Annotated in this window: 17 protein-coding genes; 6 read left to right on the top strand and 11 right to left on the bottom strand. The window is 38.0% G+C overall.

Features of this window, described 5'->3' with window-relative positions; translation table 11 throughout:
* Nucleotides 1-65: 65 nt before the first annotated feature.
* Together ligA and pcrA are read right to left on the bottom strand one after the other, a co-directional pair.
* On the bottom strand, nucleotides 66-2,084 hold the full coding sequence (ligA, locus tag AUF14_RS05285; RefSeq protein ID WP_048719898.1) for an NAD-dependent DNA ligase LigA: 2,019 nt from the start codon (nucleotides 2,082-2,084) through the stop codon (nucleotides 66-68).
* A 31-nt stretch (nucleotides 2,085-2,115) separates the two neighbouring features.
* Nucleotides 2,116-4,365, bottom strand: coding sequence for a DNA helicase PcrA (pcrA, locus tag AUF14_RS05280; RefSeq protein ID WP_016179163.1), 2,250 nt, complete (start codon nucleotides 4,363-4,365; stop codon nucleotides 2,116-2,118).
* A gap of 152 nt (nucleotides 4,366-4,517) precedes the next feature.
* On the opposite strand from pcrA, the gene AUF14_RS05275 reads away from it, so the two are divergent.
* Nucleotides 4,518-6,092, top strand: a complete 1,575-nt coding sequence (locus AUF14_RS05275) for a ClC family H(+)/Cl(-) exchange transporter (RefSeq protein ID WP_016179164.1) — start codon at nucleotides 4,518-4,520, stop codon at nucleotides 6,090-6,092.
* A gap of 140 nt (nucleotides 6,093-6,232) precedes the next feature.
* On the opposite strand, the gene AUF14_RS05270 is transcribed toward AUF14_RS05275, so the two are convergent.
* Complete coding sequence (locus AUF14_RS05270; RefSeq protein ID WP_016179165.1) at nucleotides 6,233-7,693, bottom strand: alpha-amylase; 1,461 nt, start codon at nucleotides 7,691-7,693, stop codon at nucleotides 6,233-6,235.
* Nucleotides 7,694-7,851: 158 nt separating this feature from the next.
* On the opposite strand from AUF14_RS05270, the gene AUF14_RS05265 reads away from it, so the two are divergent.
* Genes AUF14_RS05265 through AUF14_RS05255 form a run of 3 tightly spaced genes read left to right on the top strand, consistent with a single transcriptional unit; the run spans nucleotide 7,852 to nucleotide 11,494 of the window.
* Nucleotides 7,852-8,604, top strand: a complete 753-nt coding sequence (locus AUF14_RS05265) for a DeoR/GlpR family DNA-binding transcription regulator (protein WP_016179166.1) — start codon at nucleotides 7,852-7,854, stop codon at nucleotides 8,602-8,604.
* Nucleotides 8,601-9,515, top strand: a complete 915-nt coding sequence (gene pfkB, locus AUF14_RS05260) for a 1-phosphofructokinase (RefSeq protein WP_016179167.1) — start codon at nucleotides 8,601-8,603, stop codon at nucleotides 9,513-9,515. Before AUF14_RS05265 ends, pfkB begins: the two co-directional genes overlap by 4 nt.
* A gap of 53 nt (nucleotides 9,516-9,568) precedes the next feature.
* Nucleotides 9,569-11,494, top strand: a complete 1,926-nt coding sequence (locus AUF14_RS05255; RefSeq protein ID WP_016179168.1) for a PTS fructose transporter subunit IIABC — start codon at nucleotides 9,569-9,571, stop codon at nucleotides 11,492-11,494.
* Nucleotides 11,495-11,534: 40 nt separating this feature from the next.
* Here the strand turns inward: AUF14_RS05255 and AUF14_RS05250 are convergent, their stop codons facing one another.
* Both AUF14_RS05250 and AUF14_RS05245 read right to left on the bottom strand, forming a co-directional pair.
* A complete protein-coding gene (locus AUF14_RS05250) occupies nucleotides 11,535-11,720 on the bottom strand; it encodes a hypothetical protein (protein WP_016179169.1) in 186 nt (61 codons plus the stop codon).
* 88 nt (nucleotides 11,721-11,808) lie between these two features.
* The gene (locus AUF14_RS05245; RefSeq protein WP_102865937.1) at nucleotides 11,809-13,137 is read right to left on the bottom strand and encodes a hypothetical protein; all 1,329 of its coding nucleotides are present in this window, start codon (nucleotides 13,135-13,137) and stop codon (nucleotides 11,809-11,811) included.
* Nucleotides 13,138-13,270: 133 nt separating this feature from the next.
* On the opposite strand from AUF14_RS05245, the gene AUF14_RS22485 reads away from it, so the two are divergent.
* Nucleotides 13,271-13,417 carry an SPJ_0845 family protein gene (locus AUF14_RS22485; RefSeq protein ID WP_016179171.1) on the top strand — a complete coding sequence of 49 codons (147 nt, stop codon included), beginning with the start codon at nucleotides 13,271-13,273 and terminating at the stop codon, nucleotides 13,415-13,417.
* Between the two features lie 157 nt (nucleotides 13,418-13,574).
* Nucleotides 13,575-14,915: an ISL3 family transposase gene (locus AUF14_RS05240; RefSeq protein WP_016179001.1), complete on the top strand. Its 1,341-nt coding sequence runs from the start codon at nucleotides 13,575-13,577 to the stop codon at nucleotides 14,913-14,915.
* A gap of 22 nt (nucleotides 14,916-14,937) precedes the next feature.
* On the opposite strand, the gene yihA is transcribed toward AUF14_RS05240, so the two are convergent.
* From yihA to AUF14_RS05210, 6 genes are all read right to left on the bottom strand, one after another.
* Nucleotides 14,938-15,561, bottom strand: a complete 624-nt coding sequence (gene yihA, locus AUF14_RS05235) for a ribosome biogenesis GTP-binding protein YihA/YsxC (RefSeq protein ID WP_102865936.1) — start codon at nucleotides 15,559-15,561, stop codon at nucleotides 14,938-14,940.
* Nucleotides 15,562-15,748: 187 nt separating this feature from the next.
* Nucleotides 15,749-16,996 (bottom strand): ATP-dependent Clp protease ATP-binding subunit ClpX, encoded by a 1,248-nt coding sequence (clpX, locus tag AUF14_RS05230; RefSeq protein ID WP_016179173.1) that lies wholly within the window; start codon nucleotides 16,994-16,996, stop codon nucleotides 15,749-15,751.
* A gap of 150 nt (nucleotides 16,997-17,146) precedes the next feature.
* Nucleotides 17,147-18,508, bottom strand: a complete 1,362-nt coding sequence (locus tag AUF14_RS05225) for a GH25 family lysozyme (RefSeq protein WP_016179174.1) — start codon at nucleotides 18,506-18,508, stop codon at nucleotides 17,147-17,149.
* 262 nt (nucleotides 18,509-18,770) lie between these two features.
* A complete protein-coding gene (gene tig, locus AUF14_RS05220) occupies nucleotides 18,771-20,054 on the bottom strand; it encodes a trigger factor (RefSeq protein WP_016179175.1) in 1,284 nt (427 codons plus the stop codon).
* A gap of 103 nt (nucleotides 20,055-20,157) precedes the next feature.
* The gene (locus tag AUF14_RS05215) at nucleotides 20,158-21,093 is read right to left on the bottom strand and encodes a tetratricopeptide repeat protein (protein ID WP_016179176.1); all 936 of its coding nucleotides are present in this window, start codon (nucleotides 21,091-21,093) and stop codon (nucleotides 20,158-20,160) included.
* On the bottom strand, nucleotides 21,090-21,638 hold the full coding sequence (locus tag AUF14_RS05210; protein WP_016179177.1) for an RDD family protein: 549 nt from the start codon (nucleotides 21,636-21,638) through the stop codon (nucleotides 21,090-21,092). The genes AUF14_RS05215 and AUF14_RS05210 overlap by 4 nt, the downstream gene beginning before the upstream one ends.

Raw genomic sequence — 21,638 nt, 5'->3', positions numbered from 1 at the left:
TTTAACGTCTTTTTATAATACCTGTTCGTTAATCGAAACGTCAACAAGCTTCTAGACAAATTTGTCTAGTCTGTGTGACTTTCTTCGATTGCTTGAATCATTTGTTTTTCATTCCAAATTTCAATTCCTAAACTTTGTGCTTTGGTCAACTTGCTTCCGGCATCTTCACCAGCAACTACAATATCCGTTTTTTTAGAAACGCTGCCGGTAACCTTACCACCTAGATTTTGAATTTTTTCTTTTGCGTCTTCCCTTGTGTAATCGACAAGCTTGCCAGTCAGGACAATCGTTTTATCTTTAAAAGGCGATTCGATTTCTGCTAATTGACTCGCACGAATTCCTTTGTATTCAAGATTTACTCCTCTATCAGCTAATTCTTGCATTAATTCATGAACTTCTTCGTTTTCAAAGTAGGTCACCAGGCTGTCAGCAATCGTTTCGCCAATTGTATTCAGACTAACAATTTCATCTTTGTTAGCCTTACTAATAGCTTCAAGACTGCCGAAATGCTCAGCTAATATTCCTGCTGCTTTCGCGCCAACATGACGAATCCCTAGTCCAAAGATCAAACGTTCAACAGAATTTTCCCGACTAGCATCAATCGCCTGCAAAATATTTTCAGCTGATTTATCCTTAATCTTGTCCAATGTCAGTAATTGCTCTTTTTCTAGCGAATAAAGATCCGCAACATCAGAAACCAACCCTTTATCGAACATTTGCGCTAATACACGCGGTCCCAGACCTTCAATATTCATGGCATTCCGGGAGACAAAATGACTCAAGCCTTCTTTAATTTGTGCTGGACATTTTGGATTGATACAGCGCAACGCAACCTCTTCATCTAAATGGACTAGTTCGCTTCCACAAATTGGACAATGTGTTGGTACTGGATAGGGTTCGCTGTTATTTGGACGTTTTTCTAAAATAACTTGCGCAACTTCTGGAATTATATCACCAGCTTTATAGACTAAAATTGTATCTTTCAACCGAATATCTTTTTTCTCAATGTAGTCACTATTATGCAAGCTTGCTCGTCCTACTGTTGTTCCAGCTAAACGCACTGGTTCCATGATTGCCGTTGGCGTCAATACACCCGTTCGTCCAATGGTCCAATCAATGTCTAATAGCGTTGTTTGCGCTTCTTCAGGCGGGAATTTATAGGCGGTTGCCCATCTTGGCGCCTTCACCGTAAAACCTAATTCATCTTGTAGAGTAAACTCATTCACCTTGATGACAATTCCATCAATTTCATATGATAATTGATCTCTCATCTCATGAAATTTTTCAATATATTCCCAGACTTCGTCAATCGTCTCGCAGACCTGATGTTCAGGATTTGTTCGAAAGCCTAGCCGGGACATCTCATTTAGCGCATGATCCTGAGTAGTTGATTCTAACGGACCAAAATCTGCTAAAGTATATAAAAAAGTACTTAAATTTCGTTGGGCGGCGATACGAGTGTCTAGTTGGCGTAAGCTCCCTGCTGCTGCATTCCGAGGATTTGCAAAGACCTCTTTTCCATCTTCTTCTCGCTGCTGATTCAGTTTGATAAATGAAGCTTTCGGCATGTAACATTCTCCCCGAACTTCGATCGTCAACGGTTCCTTTAAGCGTAAGGGAATTGATTTGACCGTTTTCAGGTTTTCAGTAATATTCTCACCAACTGTTCCATCTCCGCGAGTTGCCCCTTGAACAAAGACTCCGTTCTCGTATTTTAATGAGATTGAAAGTCCATCAATTTTTAACTCCACACAATAGGAAACTGGATGTCCAATAGCTTTTTTGACTCGCTCGTCAAAGGCCATCAATTCTTCCTTACTAAAGACATCATTTAAACTATATAAAGGAATATCGTGAACAACTTTTTCAAAGCCTTCTAATACCTTTCCACCGACACGTTGAGTAGGCGACTCAGGTGTGATTAAATCAGGATATTCTGTTTCGAGCTCTACTAATTCTTGATATTTTTTATCGTAAACAAAATCCTCCACCGAAGGCTGATCTTGCACGTAGTATTCATACGCATATTGATTCAATTCGTCGCGAAGCTCTGCTGAACGCTTTTCCGCTGCTTGAAAAGTCATTGGTTCCAAGAAGATCCCTCCTAATTATTACTTATACTTTTTGAATTGGCGCAAAGGCTGCCAGTAGACGTTTGACACCTTGCTGTGGAAATGCAATATCTAACTCTACATCTTTTGCGTTGCCGCTAACTTTTACAACTGTGCCAGTTCCCCATTTTTTATGTTGAACTTTATCCCCAGGATTCCAATTCTCATTTTCTCCGCCAGATGCTGTCTTATTCGTCATCGGTTGTCTTGTTGCATGCTGGTACTTAGGCTTCATGGCATTTGGATTTGAAGTAAATGGATTGTTGAATGTAGCTTTAGGTTGTGGCTGCATTCCCACTGAATTCAACAGGCTATCATCAATTTCAGCAACAAAACGTGAAGGCTGATTGTATTGTGTTTTTCCATAAAGCGTCCGAGAAAAAGCATTTGTTAAATACAAGCTTTCTTCGGCGCGAGTAATTCCTACGTAAGCCAAGCGGCGTTCTTCTTCTAATTCGGACTCTTCCATCAATGAACGAGAGAGTGGAAATATTTTTTCTTCCATGCCAATTAGAAAGACGATTGGAAACTCTAACCCTTTGGCTGCATGTAATGTCATCAAGGTTACTTGTGCACTCTCTTCTTGATAATCATCCAAATCTGAAACCAAAGCTAAATCGTTTAAGAAAACAGCAAGTTTTTCTTCTGGCGCATCTGCTTCTTCATCATCCTGTACTTCATTTCGTTTATCAAATTCTTTTGTAACTGTTCGAAATTCTTCCAAATTCTCAAGACGGGATTCCGCTTCTAAAGTTCTCTGATTCTTTAATTCATCTAAGTATCCTGTCCGCTCTAAAACTTGATCAACTATATCTGTTACTGGTAAATAAGCGACCATTTCCTGGAATTGCGTAATCATTGTACCGAATTCGCCGATCATCCGCCCAGCTTTGCCGGAAATATTTGCTAAGTCGACATTTTGTGCCGCTTCAACCATCGACCAGTCATGCATCGCTGCAAAATTTCGTAACTTCTCAACTGAAGCAGCACCAATTCCCCGTTTTGGTGTATTGATTACTCGTTCAAAGCTGACACCATCTCTCGGGTTGTTAATGATATTTAAATAGGCGATGATATCTTTTATTTCTTTACGATCATAGAACTTATGACCACCAACCATTGTATAAGGCACATTAGACTTAACTAACGTATCTTCAATTACCCGTGATTGCGCATTTGTTCGATAAAGAACTGCAAAATCATTGTAACTGCGATTATTGGTTTGAATTTCTTCTTTGATTTTACTGATGATGAATTGCGCCTCGTCACGTTCACTATCCGCACGATAATAAGTAATTTGTTCTCCTGCCTGATTGTCCGTCCAAAGGTTCTTATCTCGACGATTACTGTTATTTTTGATTACTTGATTGGCGGCATCTAAAATACTTTTAGTTGAACGGTAATTTTGTTCTAATAAAATAACGGTTGCATCATTATAATCTTTCTCAAAGTCTAAGATGTTTTGCATATCCGCACCACGCCAACCGTAGATACTTTGATCAGCATCACCGACTACACATAGATTACGGAAACGCGCAGCCAACATATTAACCAATGTATATTGGGCATGGTTAGTATCTTGATACTCATCTACGTGTAAATAATGAAATTTATTTTGATAATACGTTAAAACTTCATCGTTATCCTCAAATAATCGAATCGTATTCATGATCAAGTCGTCGAAATCCATACTCTGGTTATTTCGCAATGCCTTTTGATAGGCATCATAACAACGGGCAACGATTTCTTCAAAAAAAGAACCTTGACGTTCAGCATACGTTTCTGGTGTCAACAATTCATTTTTTGCATTGCTGATACTTCCTAAAATCGAACGTGGATCATATTTTTTAGGGTCGATATTTAGTTCTTTTAAAATTCGTTTCATCAATGTTAATTGATCTGAGCTATCTAAAATTGTAAAGTTCCGATCATAACCAATCGCATCGACATCACGACGTAAAATACGTACACACATGGAATGAAAAGTTGAAACCCAAACATCTTCTCCGCCTTTTCCTAAAATCCCGCTTACCCGTTCCTTCATCTCTCGTGCTGCTTTATTGGTAAAGGTAATCGCTAATATGTTCCATGGATTCACGTTTTTTTCTTCTATTAAATAAGCAATTCGATGTGTCAAAACTCGCGTCTTTCCACTCCCTGCTCCCGCCATAATCAATAACGGTCCTTCGGTATGAAGCACCGCTTCTTTTTGCTTAGGGTTTAGTCCTGCTAACAACTCCTGTTTGTTTGGCATGCAAAACGTCCTTTCTTTATTCAATCTTTTTTATTATAGCATCTCAGAAAGTTTCGCGACACTAGCAACATTTTAAAAAAGCGAATTCATTGATTCATCCTTGTATTTCTCAGAAAAGCGCGTTAAATTTAATAAGGATATGGGAGGAAATCATGAAAAACGAACATGAAATCAAACGTTTAGATAGTACAAAAGTAATTTTTATATTGAAAGGTATTCTGATTGGAGCAATCGCAGGAATCATTGTCAGTTTGTTTCGCTTACTGATAGAAGAAATGATGGAACACATGGTCACACTTTATCTTTGGCTTCGCGGAAATCCGGTTTGGATTATCCCTTGGGCTTTAATTATGTTGGTTTGCGCCTTTATTGTTGGCAGTTTGATTAAATCAGAACCCAATATTAAAGGAAGCGGAATTCCCCAGGTTGAAGGCACGCTTCAGGGGGAGATTAAGCTGAAGTGGTTTTCAGTTCTATGGAAAAAATTTGTTGGTGGCGTTCTTTCAGTAGGTTCAGGATTATTCTTAGGTCGCGAAGGTCCTTCAATCCAGTTAGGTGCGATGGTAGGTCAAGGTTTCAGTGAGTATACAAAGGCATCTACCTCTGAAAAAAAGATTTTTATTTCTAGTGGAGCTGCTGCAGGCTTAGGAGCTGCTTTTAATGCCCCGATTGCTGGACTGTTATTTGTGATTGAAGAGGTCCATCATCATTTTTCTCCTTTGATTTGGTTGACTTCTCTAACAGCAGCATTGACCGCAAATTTAATTTCCTTGAACTTTTTCGGCTTAAAGCCGGTTTTGTTTATTGCTAATGTTCCTTCGTTACCTTTGAAATACTATGGTTTATTAATTCTTTTGGGAATTATTTTAGGTATTCTGGGGTATGTGTATCAAGTTGTGCTTTTATCTTTGCCACAACTTTATAAACGCAGCCATTTGCCAGAACATCTGTATGGCATTATCCCATTTTTATTGATTATTCCAATTGCACTTTTTTTCCCCCATTATTTGGGTGGTGGGAATCAAATTGTGTTATCAATTGGTGAACAAGTTTTTCCGCTGATTGTTTTAATATCATTATTCGTTTTACGATTTATTTTTTCAATGGTTTCTTACGGCGCGAATCTTCCAGGCGGTATTTTTTTACCAATTCTGACGTTAGGTGCTTTGATTGGGGCAATTTATGGAACTATCCTGCATCGATGGTTCGGAATGGACCCGATGCTGATCAGAGATTTTGCAATTTTTGCGATGGCGGGATATTTTACCGCTATTGGCAAGGCGCCCTTAACGGCAATTATTCTTGTGACTGAAATGGTGGGAAATATTACTCATTTAATGCCACTAGCGGTTTGTTCTTTAACTGCATATGTCATCAACGATTTGTTAGGTGGTAATCCTATCTATGAATCATTGCTTGAACGTTTATTAAACGGGCATCTGCCAAGTATTACCGGAAATAAAACAATCATCGAATTCCCGGTGACTGCCGAAAGTACGTTAGATGGCACAATGGTTCGCGATTTTAATTGGCCAAAAGAAATGCTGTTGATTTCGATTAGACGTGGCTCTTCTGAGATACTCACTCATGGAGATACAGTCATGAAAGTCGGTGATTTACTAATGATCCTGACAGACGAGGGTTACACTAAAAAAATCAAAACACAGATTCGCGAACGTTCTGATGCAGCGATTGCAAAAATACAAGATAAAAAGATCAAAGACTAATCGTATTTTTTGAGAATACTAATAAAAAAAGCGAATTATCATAAAACTATCCCATATGGAAAAGAGTTATGATTGTTCGCTTTCTTTTTTATATGGCTACTTAAAAAACTCAACTATTGTAACACTTTCTTCTTAATTAATTATCCTCGTATTTTTTGAACCAGTTTCTCATTAACATAAACAGAAACTTGCCCATCATTTACTGGAAATACACCTTGTCCATTTTCATCCAAAACAACTTTTGCCTCGTTATTTCCCAGCAAATCAACAAATGTTTCTCCCTCATGAATAGCGCTAACGGTCATTTCTTTCTCGCCGCCTTTGGCATTCGTCATAATTATAGCAGCTCCAGAGTCACTATCATCAAAATCACCGGTTAGCGTCCAACCAATAACATCTGGATCGTCAAAATAGTCTGCCTGATTTCCAAAGTTTAATTCTTCTCGCAATTCTATTAAGTTAGTCAGACCAGAGCCCACTGCTTCAGCTTTTTCGGTACCATAAAGATCGCCCCAGAAGACAACCGGAGTTCCTTCATTTCTCAGTAAAATCAATGAATAGGCATGTAGCTTGAACCAGCCCTCTATCCAAGACTCCAAACTTTGCCCAAGTTGGGTATCATGATTGTCAACGAAGGTAACAGCCCAGTCGGGTCGAGTCTCAATCAAGGTTCCAGCAAATATTTGCCGCATATCAAATCCACCCATCGTTGAAGCGGCTTGAAATAGATTGAAGTGCAATGGTACATCGAAAAGTGAAATCAAATTTCCTGATGAATCAAGATATTCCTGTAACTTATCCAGCTCATCAGACCAATATTCCCCCACAACAAACAGCTCTTCGCCTTTTTCCTCTCTACGATGCAACAACCAGTCAACAAAAAGATCAAAACGGATATGCTTTACCGCGTCCAAACGATAGCCATCAACATCCGTTAATTCTTGATACCATTTCCCCCACTTATCTAGTTGCTCTATCGTATCGGGATTCTCCATGTCCAGATTACATCCCATTAAATAGTCAAAGTTGCCATTCTCATCATCAACTTTCGGTGCCCAGCCCTTATTTGCAAAATTAAAAATCGCATGATCTTTTTCACGAGCATCATAATCAACACCAGAAAAATTTTTCCAATTCCATTGATAGTCGTTGTATTTACCTTGACGTCCTGGGAAAGTAAATTTCGTCCATGCTTCAATTTCTTCCTTGCCAGAGCTTGGTTGTGTTCGATCATCAAATTGATAAGAAACAGCTGAGACCACTTCCGTCTCATCAGCTCCCATAAAATGATCGAAAACAATGTCCGCATAAATTTTCAGTCCGGCTTTCTTCAATGCAGTAATACTGCTCAAATATTCTTCTTTTGTGCCATATTTTGTTCTAACACTGCCCTTTTGATCGAACTCACCAAGATCATAAAGATCGTAAGTTCCATAACCAACATCATTGGCGCCCTCTGATCCCTTATAAGCGGGTGGCATCCAAACAGCATTGATTCCAAAGCTACTTAATTCTTCTGCTTTTTCTGCTAATGTTTTCCAATGGTTGCCATCGTTAGGCAAATACCACTCAAATCCTTGTAAAATCGTTTGTTTTCCCATAACCTTCACCTCTTATATCTATCATACCGAAATTAATGAAAGCTTCAAAATAAGACGAACCATATTATTAAGTTTAAACGTTTTTGAATGTTTTTGGTCGTTTTTGATTGTCTTTTGAAAATATTTATGTTACTATTTCAGTTGAAGGAGGATTGAAAATGCTTACAGAAGAAAGACATAGAAAAATAATCGAGTGGTTGGAACGTGATGGATTAGTGAAATCTCAAGATTTGATTCAATGGTTGGACTCTTCCGAATCAACAATACGTCGAGACTTACAAGAATTAGAAAATTTGCAAATGCTGGAGCGCGTTCACGGCGGTGCTAAACGTCCACAGCATCTTGAACAAGAACTAGGCATGTTCGAAAAATCATCCAAAAACGTTCAACAGAAAAAAATGATCGCTGAATATGCAGCTGAAAGTATTACTGAGGGTGATGTCATTTATTTAGATGCTGGAACGACAACCTCTGAAATGATTCCATTCCTTAAAAATCGCACAATTACGGTTGTTACAAACTCAGTTGGCCTCGCCGCTCGACTAGTTGAAGCACAAATCGCAACAATTGTACTAGGCGGACGCATCAAACTGACAACTGACGCAGTCGTTGGCTCACAGGCCTTAGAACAATTGAAACAGTATCGTTTTAACAAAGCGTTCATGGGAATGAACGGAGTCCACTTAGATAGCGGCTATTCCACTCCTGACCCTGAAGAAGCAATTCTAAAAAGAACAGCTATTCAACAATCTGAAGAAGCATTTGTTTTAGTTGATCACAGCAAATTCAATCAAACAAGTTTTGTCAGTGTCGCTTCATTGTCAGCAGCTTCGATCCTCACCGACACCTGTCCTTTGGTTATCCATGATCAAATCACAGAACAAACTACCTTGAAGGAGGTTTCTGTATGATTTATACAGTGACACTAAACCCATCAATTGACTACATCGTCCATGTCGATCAACTAACTATCGGCGATGTTAATCGGATGAAAAGCGATTTGAAACTGCCAGGAGGAAAAGGCATCAATGTTTCACGTATTTTAAAACGTATTGATAACGATTCTACCGCCTTAGGCTTTGTTGGTGGATTTACTGGACATTTTATTGAGAAATGGCTAAAAAAAGAAAGCATTCAAACAAACTTCACACCAGTTTCCGACGATACACGAATCAATATCAAATTGAAAGCAAATGAAGAAACCGAAATTAACGGACTAGGTCCAATCGTTTCAACTGAAGAAATGCTTGAACTGAAAAAAGTTTTAGGAAGCTTAAATGCAAACGATATAGTGGTTTTATCAGGAAGTAAGCCTGCTAGTGTTCCAACAGGTTTTTATCAAGATTTAATTGAAATCATTAAAGCACAAGGAGCCTCATTTGTTATTGATACCACTGGTGCAGATTTGATGGATGCCTTAGAAAAGAAGCCTTTATTAGTCAAACCAAACAATCATGAATTGGCTGATCTATATCAAACGACTTTTACGTCTGTTGAAGACATTTTTCCATTTGGTCAACGTTTACTAGATGAAGGTGCGCAGCATGCACTCGTTTCAATGGCTGGTGATGGCGCATTATTATTTACTAGCGAAGGAGTCTATCAGTCAAATGTACTAAAGCGGGCAGTGAAAAATTCAGTTGGCGCTGGAGATTCAATGATTGCGGGTTTTGTTGGAAGCTTCACTAAAACTCAAGATCCTGTCGAAGCCTTTAAATGGGGAGTGGCCTGCGGTAGTGCTACCACTTTTTCAGATGATTTAGCCACTGCAGATTTTATTCAAGAATTACTACCAGAAGTTGAGATCACCAAAGTAAAATAATTCAGATCTCCCCTTCTGTTTGAACACATTTTATAACAATTGGAGGAACTATAATGGATATTAAGGACTTATTGATCAAAGATGCCATGATTATGGATTTGCAGGCGACGACTAAAAAAGCCGCTATCGATGAAATGGTTCAAAAAATGTATGATGCTGGGCGAATTTCTGATGTTGATGTCTACAAAGAAGGTATTTTAAATCGTGAGGCCCAAACTTCAACTGGCTTAGGTGATGGCATCGCAATGCCTCATGCAAAAAACAGTGCCGTCAAAGAAGCTACCGTTCTATTTGCAAAAAGTAAAAATGGTGTGGACTATGAATCCCTAGATGGGCAACCTACCTACTTGTTTTTCATGATTGCTGCTCCAGAAGGTGCTAATGATACGCATCTGCAAGCTTTGGCTGCCTTGTCTAGACTGTTGATCAATCCTGACTTCGTCGCTAAATTGAAAGCTGCCGAAACACCTGAACAGGTTCAAGCAACTTTTGATGCAGCAGAAAAAGCGAAGGAAGCTGAAGAAAAAGCAGAAGCTCATTCGGAGGCTGAAGAAAAAAGCAAAGATACTAACCGTCGATATATTGTAGCGGTTACAGCGTGCCCTACCGGAATTGCTCATACTTATATGGCCGAAGATGCTTTAAAGAAAAAAGCAAAGGAAATGGGTGTTGATATCAAGGTTGAGACCAACGGATCTGAAGGAATCAAACATCGCCTCAGTGATGAAGATATTGCTCGAGCAGATGGTGTCATTATAGCCGCTGATAAAAAAGTGGAAATGAATCGTTTTAATGGCAAAGAATTAGTCAACCGTCCAGTTAGTGATGGTATTCGGAAGCCAGAGGAACTAATCAATTTAGCATTAAGTGGAAGTGCCCCTGTCTACCATGGTAATGCTGAAGAATCTTCAGCTACGGAAGAGAAGAGTGATAACGGAACTTTAGGCCAACGTATTTACAAGGATTTAATGAACGGTGTTTCCCATATGCTGCCATTTGTAATCGGTGGAGGAATCATGATCGCTTTATCATTCATGATTGACCAATTTATGGGAGTTCCTCAATCGGAATTGGCAAACCTTGGTAATTACAACCAAATCGCTAGTTGGTTTAACCAAATCGGCGGCGCCGCATTTGGATTCATGCTTCCTGTACTTGCTGGTTTTATCGCATCAAGTATTGCTGATCGTCCTGGCTTAATCGCTGGATTTGCCGCTGGAGCGTTAGCAAATACTGGGGGTGCTGGATTTTTAGGCGCATTAATTGGTGGATTCTTAGCTGGTTATGTCATCATTTTCTTGAAAAAGATCTTTAAAAACTTGCCGAAATCACTTGAAGGTATTAAAGCAATTCTTTTCTATCCGTTCTTTGGTTTGATGATTACTGGATTCTTAATGCTCTTAGTCAATGTTCCAATGAAGGCAATTAATGATGGGTTAAATGGCTTTCTAACTGGGTTAAGCGGATCAAATGCAATTTTACTTGGTGCTTTGCTTGGCGGAATGATGGCTGTCGATCTGGGCGGTCCTATTAATAAAGCAGCTTATGTATTTGGTACAGCAACACTTGCGACAAGTGTCGCTCAAGGTGGGTCAATCGTAATGGCAGCTGTTATGGCTGGTGGAATGGTTCCTCCTTTAGCAATCTTCGTTGCAACTCGTTTATTCAAAAACAAGTTTGAAAAAAGTCAAGTAGACGCAGGATTAACGAACATTGTAATGGGGCTCTCATTCGTAACAGAAGGAGCGATACCCTTTGCAGCTGCCGATCCAATTCGTGTAATTCCAAGTTTCGTAGTTGGTTCAGCTTTAGCTGGTGGTTTAGTTGGTGCTGTTGGTATTAAGTTACTCGCTCCTCATGGTGGTATCTTTGTTGTTCTTTTATTAAGCCACCCACTACTTTATCTTTTGTTTATTATCATTGGAGCGATTGTTTCAGGTGTTATCTACGGTTTAGTAAAAAAACCTATTACTAAATAAAAAGAAATCCACTCTCACAAAAAATTGAGAGTGGATTTTTTTACATCCAGCGATCTTTTCTACGCGCTCTGACTGGCTGAGGTTTTGGTTTGATAGAAAAAAGAATCATCCCAATAAAGAGGACAATAATTGACAAAGGAATTTCTAGTGACGGAAGCGGCAACGCAAAAATTACTCCTACAATCAGTAAGCAACTACCCATAATCTTAATATACCTGTGATCCATAGATAACCTCTCCTTTTCGTATTCGTATGAATGAAATAATTTTTTAAGTTACATACCAACCATTACTTACTAGGAAATTCAAGTTCCTCTATATTTCAAGTATGTCTAATTGATTTTTTGCGGACACTTTCTTTTGATCAATAAAGGAAACAATCAGATGTTTGGCTTCTTTTTCTAACGAGAATGTCAACGAATCATTTTTACGACTAACTTGATGAATCGTCATATCTTTTAGTGCGGATTTCAACTCTTCTAAAGGAAAATCCAAAAAAGCTTTTTTCGGAATAAACAATTGTAAAACAGCAGTATAGTCTTTATAACGCATATCCTGAATTTCAAATTCGATTGAATCACGGATATAATATTCAAAAGCGGCTAAACCCTTATCCAAGGTTAGCTCAGGATATAAAATATGATAATTCATCATTCGTTCACTTTCATCATCAATCCAAGGAAAATAGGCTAGAGCATTTAGACCACCTTTCATTCGATTCACGCGATATTGGTTCGTTAAAAAATTGTAAGTGCGTGTCACAAAATAAGATGCCTCACTCTTCTCAGTTGGTTGAAATTGTTCATTTTGATATTGAACAGTTTGAATCACAGTATCTTCAAAAGCAAATTCAATGTAGGGCTGTTTTAATAACCCAACTCCATTGGTATAGGATAATTGTGAAATTCCAAGTTGATCTCGGAATAATTGTTGAAATTTCAAGTTTGCCTTTTCTTGCCATTGAAAAGGGTCTTTGTACAATTCGAAGAAAACACCAGATCCTAATTCAGCTACTCTTTCCACTTGCTGAATCTCTAGCAATAGTTGCTTAGCGAATAATTTTTTATAAGGTGCTCCTAAAAATAGCCACCAGCAAGCGGTTAAACATACTCCCTTATAAAACACATCATAGCCGGGAAATACGTTACAATCGACGACTATATCTCCATTAAGGCCTTTCATCTTTGGTAGCACATTTGTTTCTTTAGCTGTTTCAAAAGAACGACGTTCAGATAAATCACTTGTATTATGATAAAGATATTCATTATAGGAACGAATGTAAGCAAAAAAACCATGGTCAATCAAGCGGTTCTTCAGGTAATCCAGATACACTCTTTCCCAATAATAAAAATTCTTTTCCTTGATGATATACTTTTCAAATAACGTATCACTTAAAAGATGTAGAGTTGTTTCCTCTTCAGAATTCTTCAACTGCAACCAGAAATCTTCCTTCATGCCAAAGCTCGAAATCACCCGCTTCAATTGATTCTGATCAAATAACTGCTCTTTTCCGTTAATCAACATTTTGTCTGGTTCCAGCAATAGGCGACTCATGACTAACCAATCATTTATCTTTGATTGGATGTCGGCTTGCTTCAAATCGTAAAGCTGGCTGACACTATAAATCTTTTGATTTTTTTCCATTGCTTTCCCCTTTCTCATCACTCTATTATAATTATATCGTAAAGATTTAAAAAACCCTATGAAATTGATTACTAAGTTTTAAAAAATTGTATACTATAGTAGAATATGATAAAACTAAAATGGAGGGGTTCAGATGGGCCTGAAATTTGAAAAAACCGATGATTTAGATAAATTATTTGAATCTTTTGCGGTAGATCCAGACAAAAAAGTTCAAAAAGACGAAGATATCCAAAAATTTCTAAAACCAAAAAATGAACAAACTGATAAAAAAAAGGATTAGGCTTCTTAGGCCTAGTCCTTTTCTAGGCTCTATAATATCTAGTGTTGGTGACGCCTTCTGTTGCCAATACTTTTTCTTTTTTCTAATAAACGCAAACAGACACCTTGAAATCCTTTAGAATAAAGTCGACGAAAACCATTCAAAGGAGTGTTTCAAGATGTCCTATTCAGAGTTTACCAAAGAGTTACTAGATATTCTAGACCTAAATCTTACCTTTCATGAAGATGCCTTTCGCAAAGAGCGCATCAATGACGAAACATGTTTTGTTTTTGATGGCACATTGACCTATCAACCAGAGGAATGCTTTCATTGCCACTATGAAAATGAGCAAACGATCATTAAATGGGGCTGGAAAAAAGTATCCATCTTATTGAATGATGTCAGTAACTACAAGACCATTCTTCGGATTAACAAACAGCGCTTCAAATGTAAACACTGTGGAAAGACTTTTTTAGCAGAAGATTCAGTTAGTGATCGTCGCTGCTCCATTGCTCGCAGAGTCAAACAAGCCATTCTTGAGCTATTAAGCGAACCACTTTCTATGTCTTTGATCGCACGTATGAAGCACATTTCTCCGACCACTGTCATTCGAATACTTCGCAGCCTTCGGCCTAAAACCGTTTCTTTGAACCAGCCGTTACCAGAAGTGGTGTGTTTCGATGAATTCAAATCGGTGAAAAACGTCTCGGGAGCCATGAGCTTTGTCATGATGGACGGCAAGACCCATCAACTGATTGATATTGTGGAAAATCGGCAACTCAATCCTTTACGCGACTATTTCTTGCGCTACCCTAGAAAAGTCCGTGAACAAGTACGTCTAGTGGTTTCAGATTTCTATACACCCTATCGCACATTGGTGAAAGAGTGTTTTCCGAATGCCAGAATCGTCGCCGATCGCTTTCATATTAGCCAACACATCGGTCGGGCCTTTACCAACCACCGAATTCAAGTAATGAAGACCTTTAAAAAAGGGGATCGTCGGTCGAAGCACTTAAAGAAATACTGGAGACTACTTCAAAAGAATGCGTGGGAATTGAATGGTCAGCATCGCTACTGGCGTCCGTCATTTCGAGATCATCTGACAGAAGCGGAGATAGTCGATCGGCTATTATATTATGATGACTCCTTAAAGCGAGGCTACGAAGTCTACCAGGTTTTTCTTTCCGCTATCAGAAGACAAGATGTTCCTGAATTCGTCGCGCTCCTAAAAGAAGACTACAAGGAGTTGCCAGAGCACTACCAACCAGTGTTCACGACCTTCAAGAAATATCGAACAGAAATCAAACGAGCGTTGCGAGTTCCCTATTCCAACGGCCCTATAGAATGTTTGAACAACCATATCAAAGTACTAAAACGAATTGCCTATGGCTTTAGAAACTTTCAAAACTACCGAGAACGAATCTTTTTATATCGAGGAAAATATTTCAAGAAAACTAAGAACACTACCCAACTAACTAAAGCCAGAACAACAACACGGCTAGACAAAATAGCTGTCTAGCCGTGTGAGTATCTCGATTATTCTATTGAATTTCTTCACCAACACTCATTGACGAAGAGCCCTTTTCTATTGCTGCTTCAATTGCTGCCCATGCTTCTTCTTTTCCTTTTTTTGTCTCAGATGAGAAAAGGATGAATGTATCCTCAGGATCAAAATCTAATTTTTTCTTGATTGCACTAGTATGCTTGTTCCATTTACCACGTGGAATCTTATCTGCTTTTGTCGCAACCACAATCACAGGAATATTGTAGTATTTCAAAAATTCATACATTTGAATATCTTCCTTACTTGGATCATGGCGTATATCAACTAAAGAAACTACCGCACGTAACTGTTTGCGGCTGGTAATATAGGTTTCAATCATCTCACCCCACTTCGCTCTTTCTGTTTTCGATACCTTCGCATAGCCATATCCAGGTACATCAACAAAATGTAGCGCATTTTCGATGAGATAAAAGTTTAAAGTTTGAGTTTTCCCTGGTTTCCCTGAAGTCCTCGCTAAATTTTTTCGATCAATCAACGTATTGATAAAAGAAGATTTCCCAACATTTGATCGTCCTGCTAACGCAATCTCAGGTAAATCAGTTTCAGGATACTGTTTTGGCGAGACCGCACTAATAACGATCTCTGCATTATGCACTTTCATTCCTTCACGCCTTTCAAAAAGAGGTGGTGACAGAGGTGGTCAGCTTCAAGAAATAAGAAGGAATTTCCGAAAATTATTTCTCAAATTTTTGTGAAATTTCGACTTATTTCCGAAGAAGCTACTTCTGGAACACCGTTTATTCGGAAAAAGAAGCTATGACAAGACTTTTGTCACAGCTCCTGCTTTACTAACCAGCTTTTTTCTTATTGTTATGGTATTCAATAATCGGTTTACCCGAGCCTTCGACAGAATCCTTCGTAACTATTACTTTTTCGATCGATTCATCAGAAGGAATATCAAACATCACATCCATCATAACATCCTCAATGATAGAACGCAGACCACGAGCACCTGTATTACGTGCAATCGCTTTGTCCGCAATTGCATTCAACGCATCCGCATCGAAAGATAAATCTGTATCATCATAGGAAAGCAATTTTTGATATTGCTTCACTAAAGCATTTTTCGGTTCCGTTAAAATTCGAACCAGATCCTCTGTTGTAAGTTTTTCTAACGCAGTTGTAACTGGCAAGCGTCCGATAAATTCTGGAATCAGACCAAATTTCAATAGATCTTCTGGAATAATCTGCTGCATGATACTTGCATCTTCATCAATTTTTTTATTATTTTTACCAAAACCAATAGTTTTTTCACCTAAACGATTTTTAACAATCGTTTCGATTCCATCAAAGGCTCCACCAACAATAAACAAAATATTGGTCGTATCAATTTGAATAAACTCTTGATGTGGGTGTTTACGTCCCCCTTGAGGCGGAACACTAGCAACCGTTCCTTCAAGAATTTTAAGTAACGCTTGTTGAACACCTTCGCCGGAAACATCACGAGTGATTGAAACATTTTCGCTCTTACGCGTAATCTTATCAATTTCATCAATATAGATGATTCCTTTTTCAGCACGCTCAACATTGTAATCGGCCGCCTGTAACAGCTTCAACAATATATTTTCAACGTCTTCACCAACATAACCTGCTTCAGTTAAACTTGTTGCATCTGCAATGGCGAATGGAACATTTAAGGTTCTTGCCAAAGTTTGTGCCAAAAATGTCTTACCTGAACCTGTTGGTCCAATCAAACAGATATTACTCTTTTGTAATTCAACTTCATCTAGTCCATCGTTTTCAGTATTCACTCGTTTATAATGATTGTACACCGCAACCGACAAGGCCTTTTTTGCCCGATCTTGACCGATAACATATTGGTTTAGAACATCTAATAATTCTTTTGGTTTTGGTACATCAATAAATTCACGAATAGCTTCTTCATGGAATTCTTCATCTATAATCTCTTTACAAAGGTCGATACACTCATTACAAATGTAAACTCCCGGACCCGCAACAACTTTTTTTACTTCTTCTTGGGTCTTTCCACAAAATGAACAGCGGACTGTTTCACCTGCGCCTGTGCTCTCATACATGGCTTTCACCTCTTGCTTCTTTCTCTACAAGTGTTTCCACGATTGCAGTCTTTATCTATAATAACACAAAGCATTAAAAAGACAAAGAATCCAAGTGGAATTAAAAAGGATTTCTAAAGAAAAAAGTTCTCGAAAATCGAGAACTTTCCTTTATTTTGCATACCAAGCTAAGCCTTCATATTTCCAGCCCTTTTGCACTAAGTTATTCTTTTCATTTGTATTCAACGTATAATGGTGAGAACCTGCTTTTGCATTTGGGTTATAAAGACGGTGCAATGCATTTGGTCCCCCAGAATACCACGAAATACCTTCATAACGCCAGCCTTTTTTAATCAAGTTGTCTTTCTCATAAGCATGTAATGTATAATGATGATCTCCCGCGTTCGGATTATACAGACGGTAAACTGGATTCCCTGATGTTGGTCCATTCCAGCCTATACCTTCGTATTTCCACCCTTTTGAAACCAAATTATTTTTTTCTGCGACATTTTGTGTATAAAAGTGCTCGCCACTATTCGGATTATAAAGTCTGTACATCTGAATTGAATTTGCAGGTGGAGTCGTTTCAGGATTACTGAATGTTTTCGTATAATCTGCATTAATATCAAAATTTCCGCTGATACCTGGGAATGATAGTTGTGAAGACCATTGCCATGCTCCATATTGTGTATAGAAATTTGTTGTAGAAAGATTATATGGATACGCAGCGACCCATATATTTTTATTCCCAATTACAGAAGCATTGATTCGTCCTGTTGTTAACCAGTTCAAGCCAATATAGTGACGAACATTTCCATAGCCTAAGCTTTTCAATTGATTCTCAAAAGCTCTAGAATTATTGGTATGATTCCCTTTACCAAGAATTTGAGGTTCTTCAATATCATTAACCATGACAGTACCGCTACTCAAACCAAATTTCTTAGCCGCAGCCGCAAAATAGTTTGCTTCTGCCTTAGCCTGTGCATCAGTAGTAAACCAACTATAATGATAGGCGGAAACTTTCATTCCAGCAGCCATAGCGTTATTGATCTGTGATTGCGCATAAGGATTCGTATAACTGGTTGCTTCCGTTAATTTGACAACCACGCCTGTGACACCGTAACCTTTCATTTTTTGAAAGTTTGCAACAGAAATATTTCCATTATGCGAAGAAATATCTATAAAGCTTTTGCTTGGTGTATTCGTATTTGAAGCTGATACAGACGGTAATGCAGCAAATAGTTGAATCGTAGGATACAGATCAGAACGCCCCTTTGGCAAAGACATCGTCCCTTCAGCCGTTTCAATCTGTGTCTCAGGTACTGTTACCTTTTCTTCAGTGCTCTCTATAGTTTGTTCAGAATTACTTGTCTCAGTTGTTTCGGAACTACTGCTTTCATCTGTACTATTAATTGAGGTCGTCTCACTGATTTCAGTACTATTTACTACTTGACTCTCCTCGGCGAAAACTGTTGTTGATAGATTTAAACATAATACTGATAAAAAACATAGTCCAAGAATCTTTTTCTTCATATTCTCCTCCTCAAGGTTCATAATCCCTTTAACGCTCTTTTTAAAAAACTTCAAAAATAAAAAAACAAGATATAGTATCAATTCATTAATAATTCAATATTACCAAATTTAAGTGTTTTTTTGAAGTTATTCATTATATTTATCGATCAGAAAGTGAAAAACTAAGTTATTGAAAAAAAAAGTATGCAACACAAAATTGTGTTACATACCAATTTACTGCTATTTTTATCCCTTTTGCTAAACAACAAAGAAAATTAAAAAACTATTTTTCTACAGCTGTTCCTGTCACTAATTCAACTGCTTTTTTCATTTTGATGTCATGTTCTAGCATATCTTCTGTCAAAACACGCTTGATTTGTTCTTCTGGCATTTGATACATTTCTGCTAAATCTTTGATTTCTTTAGCAATATCTTCTTCAGATGCTTCAATTTTTTCTGCTTCAACGATAGCTTCCATTACCAAGTTTGTTTTTACTCGTCCTTCTGCTTCGCCTTCAAATTGTGTATGAAGATCTTCTTCAGTAGAACCAGTTAATTGGTAATACATTTCTGGAGAGATTCCTTGACGTTGCATGTTGTTTAAAAATTCGTCCATTGAACGGTGTACTTCATCATGAACCATCACGTGAGGAAGGTCAACGATTTCAGCATTTTCAACGGCTTGTTTAATAGCCGCTTCGTCTTTCGCTTCTTTCGCAGCTTCTTCTTTTTGTTTTGTTAATTCATCACGGTATTTTGCTTTTAGTTCATCTAAAGAATTCACTTCTTCATCAACATCTTTAGCAAAATCATCGTCTAATTCAGGTAATTCCTTTGCCTTTACTTCGTGAATCGTTACTTTGAAGATCGCTTCTTTCCCAGCAAGATCCTCTGCTTGATAATCTTCAGGGAAAGTAACGGTTACATCCAAACTTTCACCTGCTTTGTGACCAACTAATTGTTCTTCAAAGCCAGGAATGAATGAGCCAGAGCCTAATTCAAGTGAATAATTTTCACCTTTTCCACCTTCAAATGCTTCTTCGCCAACAAAGCCTTCGAAATCGATAACAGTTGTGTCACCATTTTCAGCAGCTTCATCTTCTTTGATAACTAATTCAGCTTGAGATTCTTGTTCTGATTTCAAACGTGCATCTACGTCAGCATCTGAAACTTCAACATCTTGCTTAGGAACTTCAAGTTCTTTGTAATCGCCTAATTTCACTTCAGGTTTTACTGTAACTTCAGCTTTGATTACCCAAGCTTCGCCCTTTTCCATGCTATCCACGTCGATTTTTGGTTGAGAAACTGGATCAATACCTGCTTCTTTTACAGCAGTTTCATAAGCTACTGGTAAAACGTCGTTCAATGCATCTTCGTATAGCGCTTCTTCACCGTACATACGATTAAATACTTGGCGAGATACTTTTCCCTTACGGAAGCCAGGTACGTTAAGATTTTTTTTCACTTTGTTGAATGCATTTGTTAATCCTTTTTGAATCTCGGTTTGTTCAATTGAGAAAGTTAACACACCATCATTGGTGCCTGTTTTTTCAAAATTTGCAGTCAAATTTGTTCCCTCCGAATACTAATATACTTGCATTTTGCATACCATTAAATATTACACTACTGATTGTGAAATGTAAATATAAAGCTTTTACTCTAGGCATTTTTTAATGATAAGCGAACATCAGTTGTTTTATCTTTTTTCGAATCGTTTCAATCCTCTCATCAAGCAACTCTGAGCTATTTCGATACCCTGACCAATACTCTGATAAGTAGCTAGCCACCCAAGCTTCAGGTTCCATAAATGATCTTTGCAATGGATATAAGAAGGCCATTTCCAATTTCACTTGCTCCAATATATTTGATAAAAGTATTGGATCTTCGTCGCTTAAGTGCTCATCCAAACGGATTGAGATTTCATTTTGGAGAGTTTCATCTACTCCTGTAATAGCTGGTGACAACTCTGCTATCTCATCTAAGAACGTCAAATAGTGAACCTTCTCAGAAACTCCTATTCGCGCTAAACTTTCAAATAAATAGCTGCGTACTATAGGCGTTACTTTGGGTTCCAGCATAAATTTTTTAGCCCATACTTGCAGACGTTCCTCAGATAATTGCTTGATCGCTCTAACTGAAACCAGTTGTTCCATTGGCGACAATAACGGTAACTGTCGAATCTCTGATTCAAGCTGCTCCATGATAGCCTGTTGCTGTTTTTGATAAAAAAATTCTTGATCCTCAATGCGCATCAACCAAAGATTTCTCTGTTCTTCTGTTAGCTGTTTCATCTTTTGAGCCCGCCATAAAAATTCACGAGCTGCAAAAAATCTGTGTGAGTACAATTGAATTTGCAAATAAAGATCTATTGTCTCTGGTGCTTCGAGATAACTGTCTGGTTCCTCCTCGGAAAACGCTAAAGCCTCTTCAAAATCCCCTTGTTCTAGGGAAAGATTGGCAATTAGATGGTTTAGTTTAGTCGAAGGATTCTCTTGATAGGCAAGTTTGTAGTTTTCCAACGCTTGTAAATAGTTCCCTGCTGAAAAAGCCTCTTCAGCAAGAGTTAAATAGTAATGATCGTTATTAGGAAATTCTATTGGATTCATCCCTGTGTAAAATCCTCTCTAGCTGCAAGTAAATTTAATGTAACAACACTAGTATCTGAGAAATAATCACCGATATGTTGCTTGTTTGGTGTAAAAATTGTTACAAGATAACCTAACATAAAAACCGAGCCTCGCAAAATAAAACGACAAGCACACTCACGCACTAAAACAGTTTGCCAGCTCAATTCTTCTTCTGTAAAGCAGACGACTCGAATCCCAAAAATCATCTTTCCAATCGTTTGCCCGTTGTTTAATTTTGTCAGCAGCACAAAATAAGCTAAATAAATAGCAAGTGTTAATAACCCGTAAATACTGAACAATTCATCATTCTTTGTTAATCCAAACAAATTTGCAGGTAATCCTAATAAAATTCCATTAATGGCTGAAATACACGCTAAATCTACAAGGTATGCAAAAAATCGAATCCAAAAACCCGCATAAAAATAATCTGGATAATGATGAAATTGCGGCTTACGCTCTTTTTTCTGTTCAAGTAATCGTGTTACCGGCCCGACAGCAGGTCTTTGGTCAGTTTCTTCAATCAT

Source organism: Enterococcus avium, assembly GCF_002891025.1.
Classification (GTDB): domain Bacteria; phylum Bacillota; class Bacilli; order Lactobacillales; family Enterococcaceae; genus Enterococcus_A; species Enterococcus_A avium.
Note: the sequence above shows the minus strand (reverse complement) of the source record. Positions and strands in the feature narration are given on the sequence as shown.

Coding starts and splice junctions, on each gene's coding strand:
- AUF14_RS05215 (WP_016179176.1), bottom strand. CDS start 21,093: ATGAATCCAATAGAATTTCCTAATAACGATCATTACTATTTAACTCTT.
- AUF14_RS05245 (WP_102865937.1), bottom strand. CDS start 13,137: ATGGAAAAAAATCAAAAGATTTATAGTGTCAGCCAGCTTTACGATTTG.
- yihA (WP_102865936.1), bottom strand. CDS start 15,561: ATGAAAGTGCATAATGCAGAGATCGTTATTAGTGCGGTCTCGCCAAAA.
- AUF14_RS05265 (WP_016179166.1), top strand. CDS start 7,852: ATGCTTACAGAAGAAAGACATAGAAAAATAATCGAGTGGTTGGAACGT.
- AUF14_RS05250 (WP_016179169.1), bottom strand. CDS start 11,720: ATGGATCACAGGTATATTAAGATTATGGGTAGTTGCTTACTGATTGTA.
- pcrA (WP_016179163.1), bottom strand. CDS start 4,365: ATGCCAAACAAACAGGAGTTGTTAGCAGGACTAAACCCTAAGCAAAAA.
- AUF14_RS22485 (WP_016179171.1), top strand. CDS start 13,271: ATGGGCCTGAAATTTGAAAAAACCGATGATTTAGATAAATTATTTGAA.
- AUF14_RS05255 (WP_016179168.1), top strand. CDS start 9,569: ATGGATATTAAGGACTTATTGATCAAAGATGCCATGATTATGGATTTG.
- clpX (WP_016179173.1), bottom strand. CDS start 16,996: ATGTATGAGAGCACAGGCGCAGGTGAAACAGTCCGCTGTTCATTTTGT.
- ligA (WP_048719898.1), bottom strand. CDS start 2,084: ATGACTTTTCAAGCAGCGGAAAAGCGTTCAGCAGAGCTTCGCGACGAA.
- AUF14_RS05275 (WP_016179164.1), top strand. CDS start 4,518: ATGAAAAACGAACATGAAATCAAACGTTTAGATAGTACAAAAGTAATT.
- pfkB (WP_016179167.1), top strand. CDS start 8,601: ATGATTTATACAGTGACACTAAACCCATCAATTGACTACATCGTCCAT.
- AUF14_RS05270 (WP_016179165.1), bottom strand. CDS start 7,693: ATGGGAAAACAAACGATTTTACAAGGATTTGAGTGGTATTTGCCTAAC.
- AUF14_RS05210 (WP_016179177.1), bottom strand. CDS start 21,638: ATGATTGAAGAAACTGACCAAAGACCTGCTGTCGGGCCGGTAACACGA.
- AUF14_RS05240 (WP_016179001.1), top strand. CDS start 13,575: ATGTCCTATTCAGAGTTTACCAAAGAGTTACTAGATATTCTAGACCTA.
- AUF14_RS05225 (WP_016179174.1), bottom strand. CDS start 18,508: ATGAAGAAAAAGATTCTTGGACTATGTTTTTTATCAGTATTATGTTTA.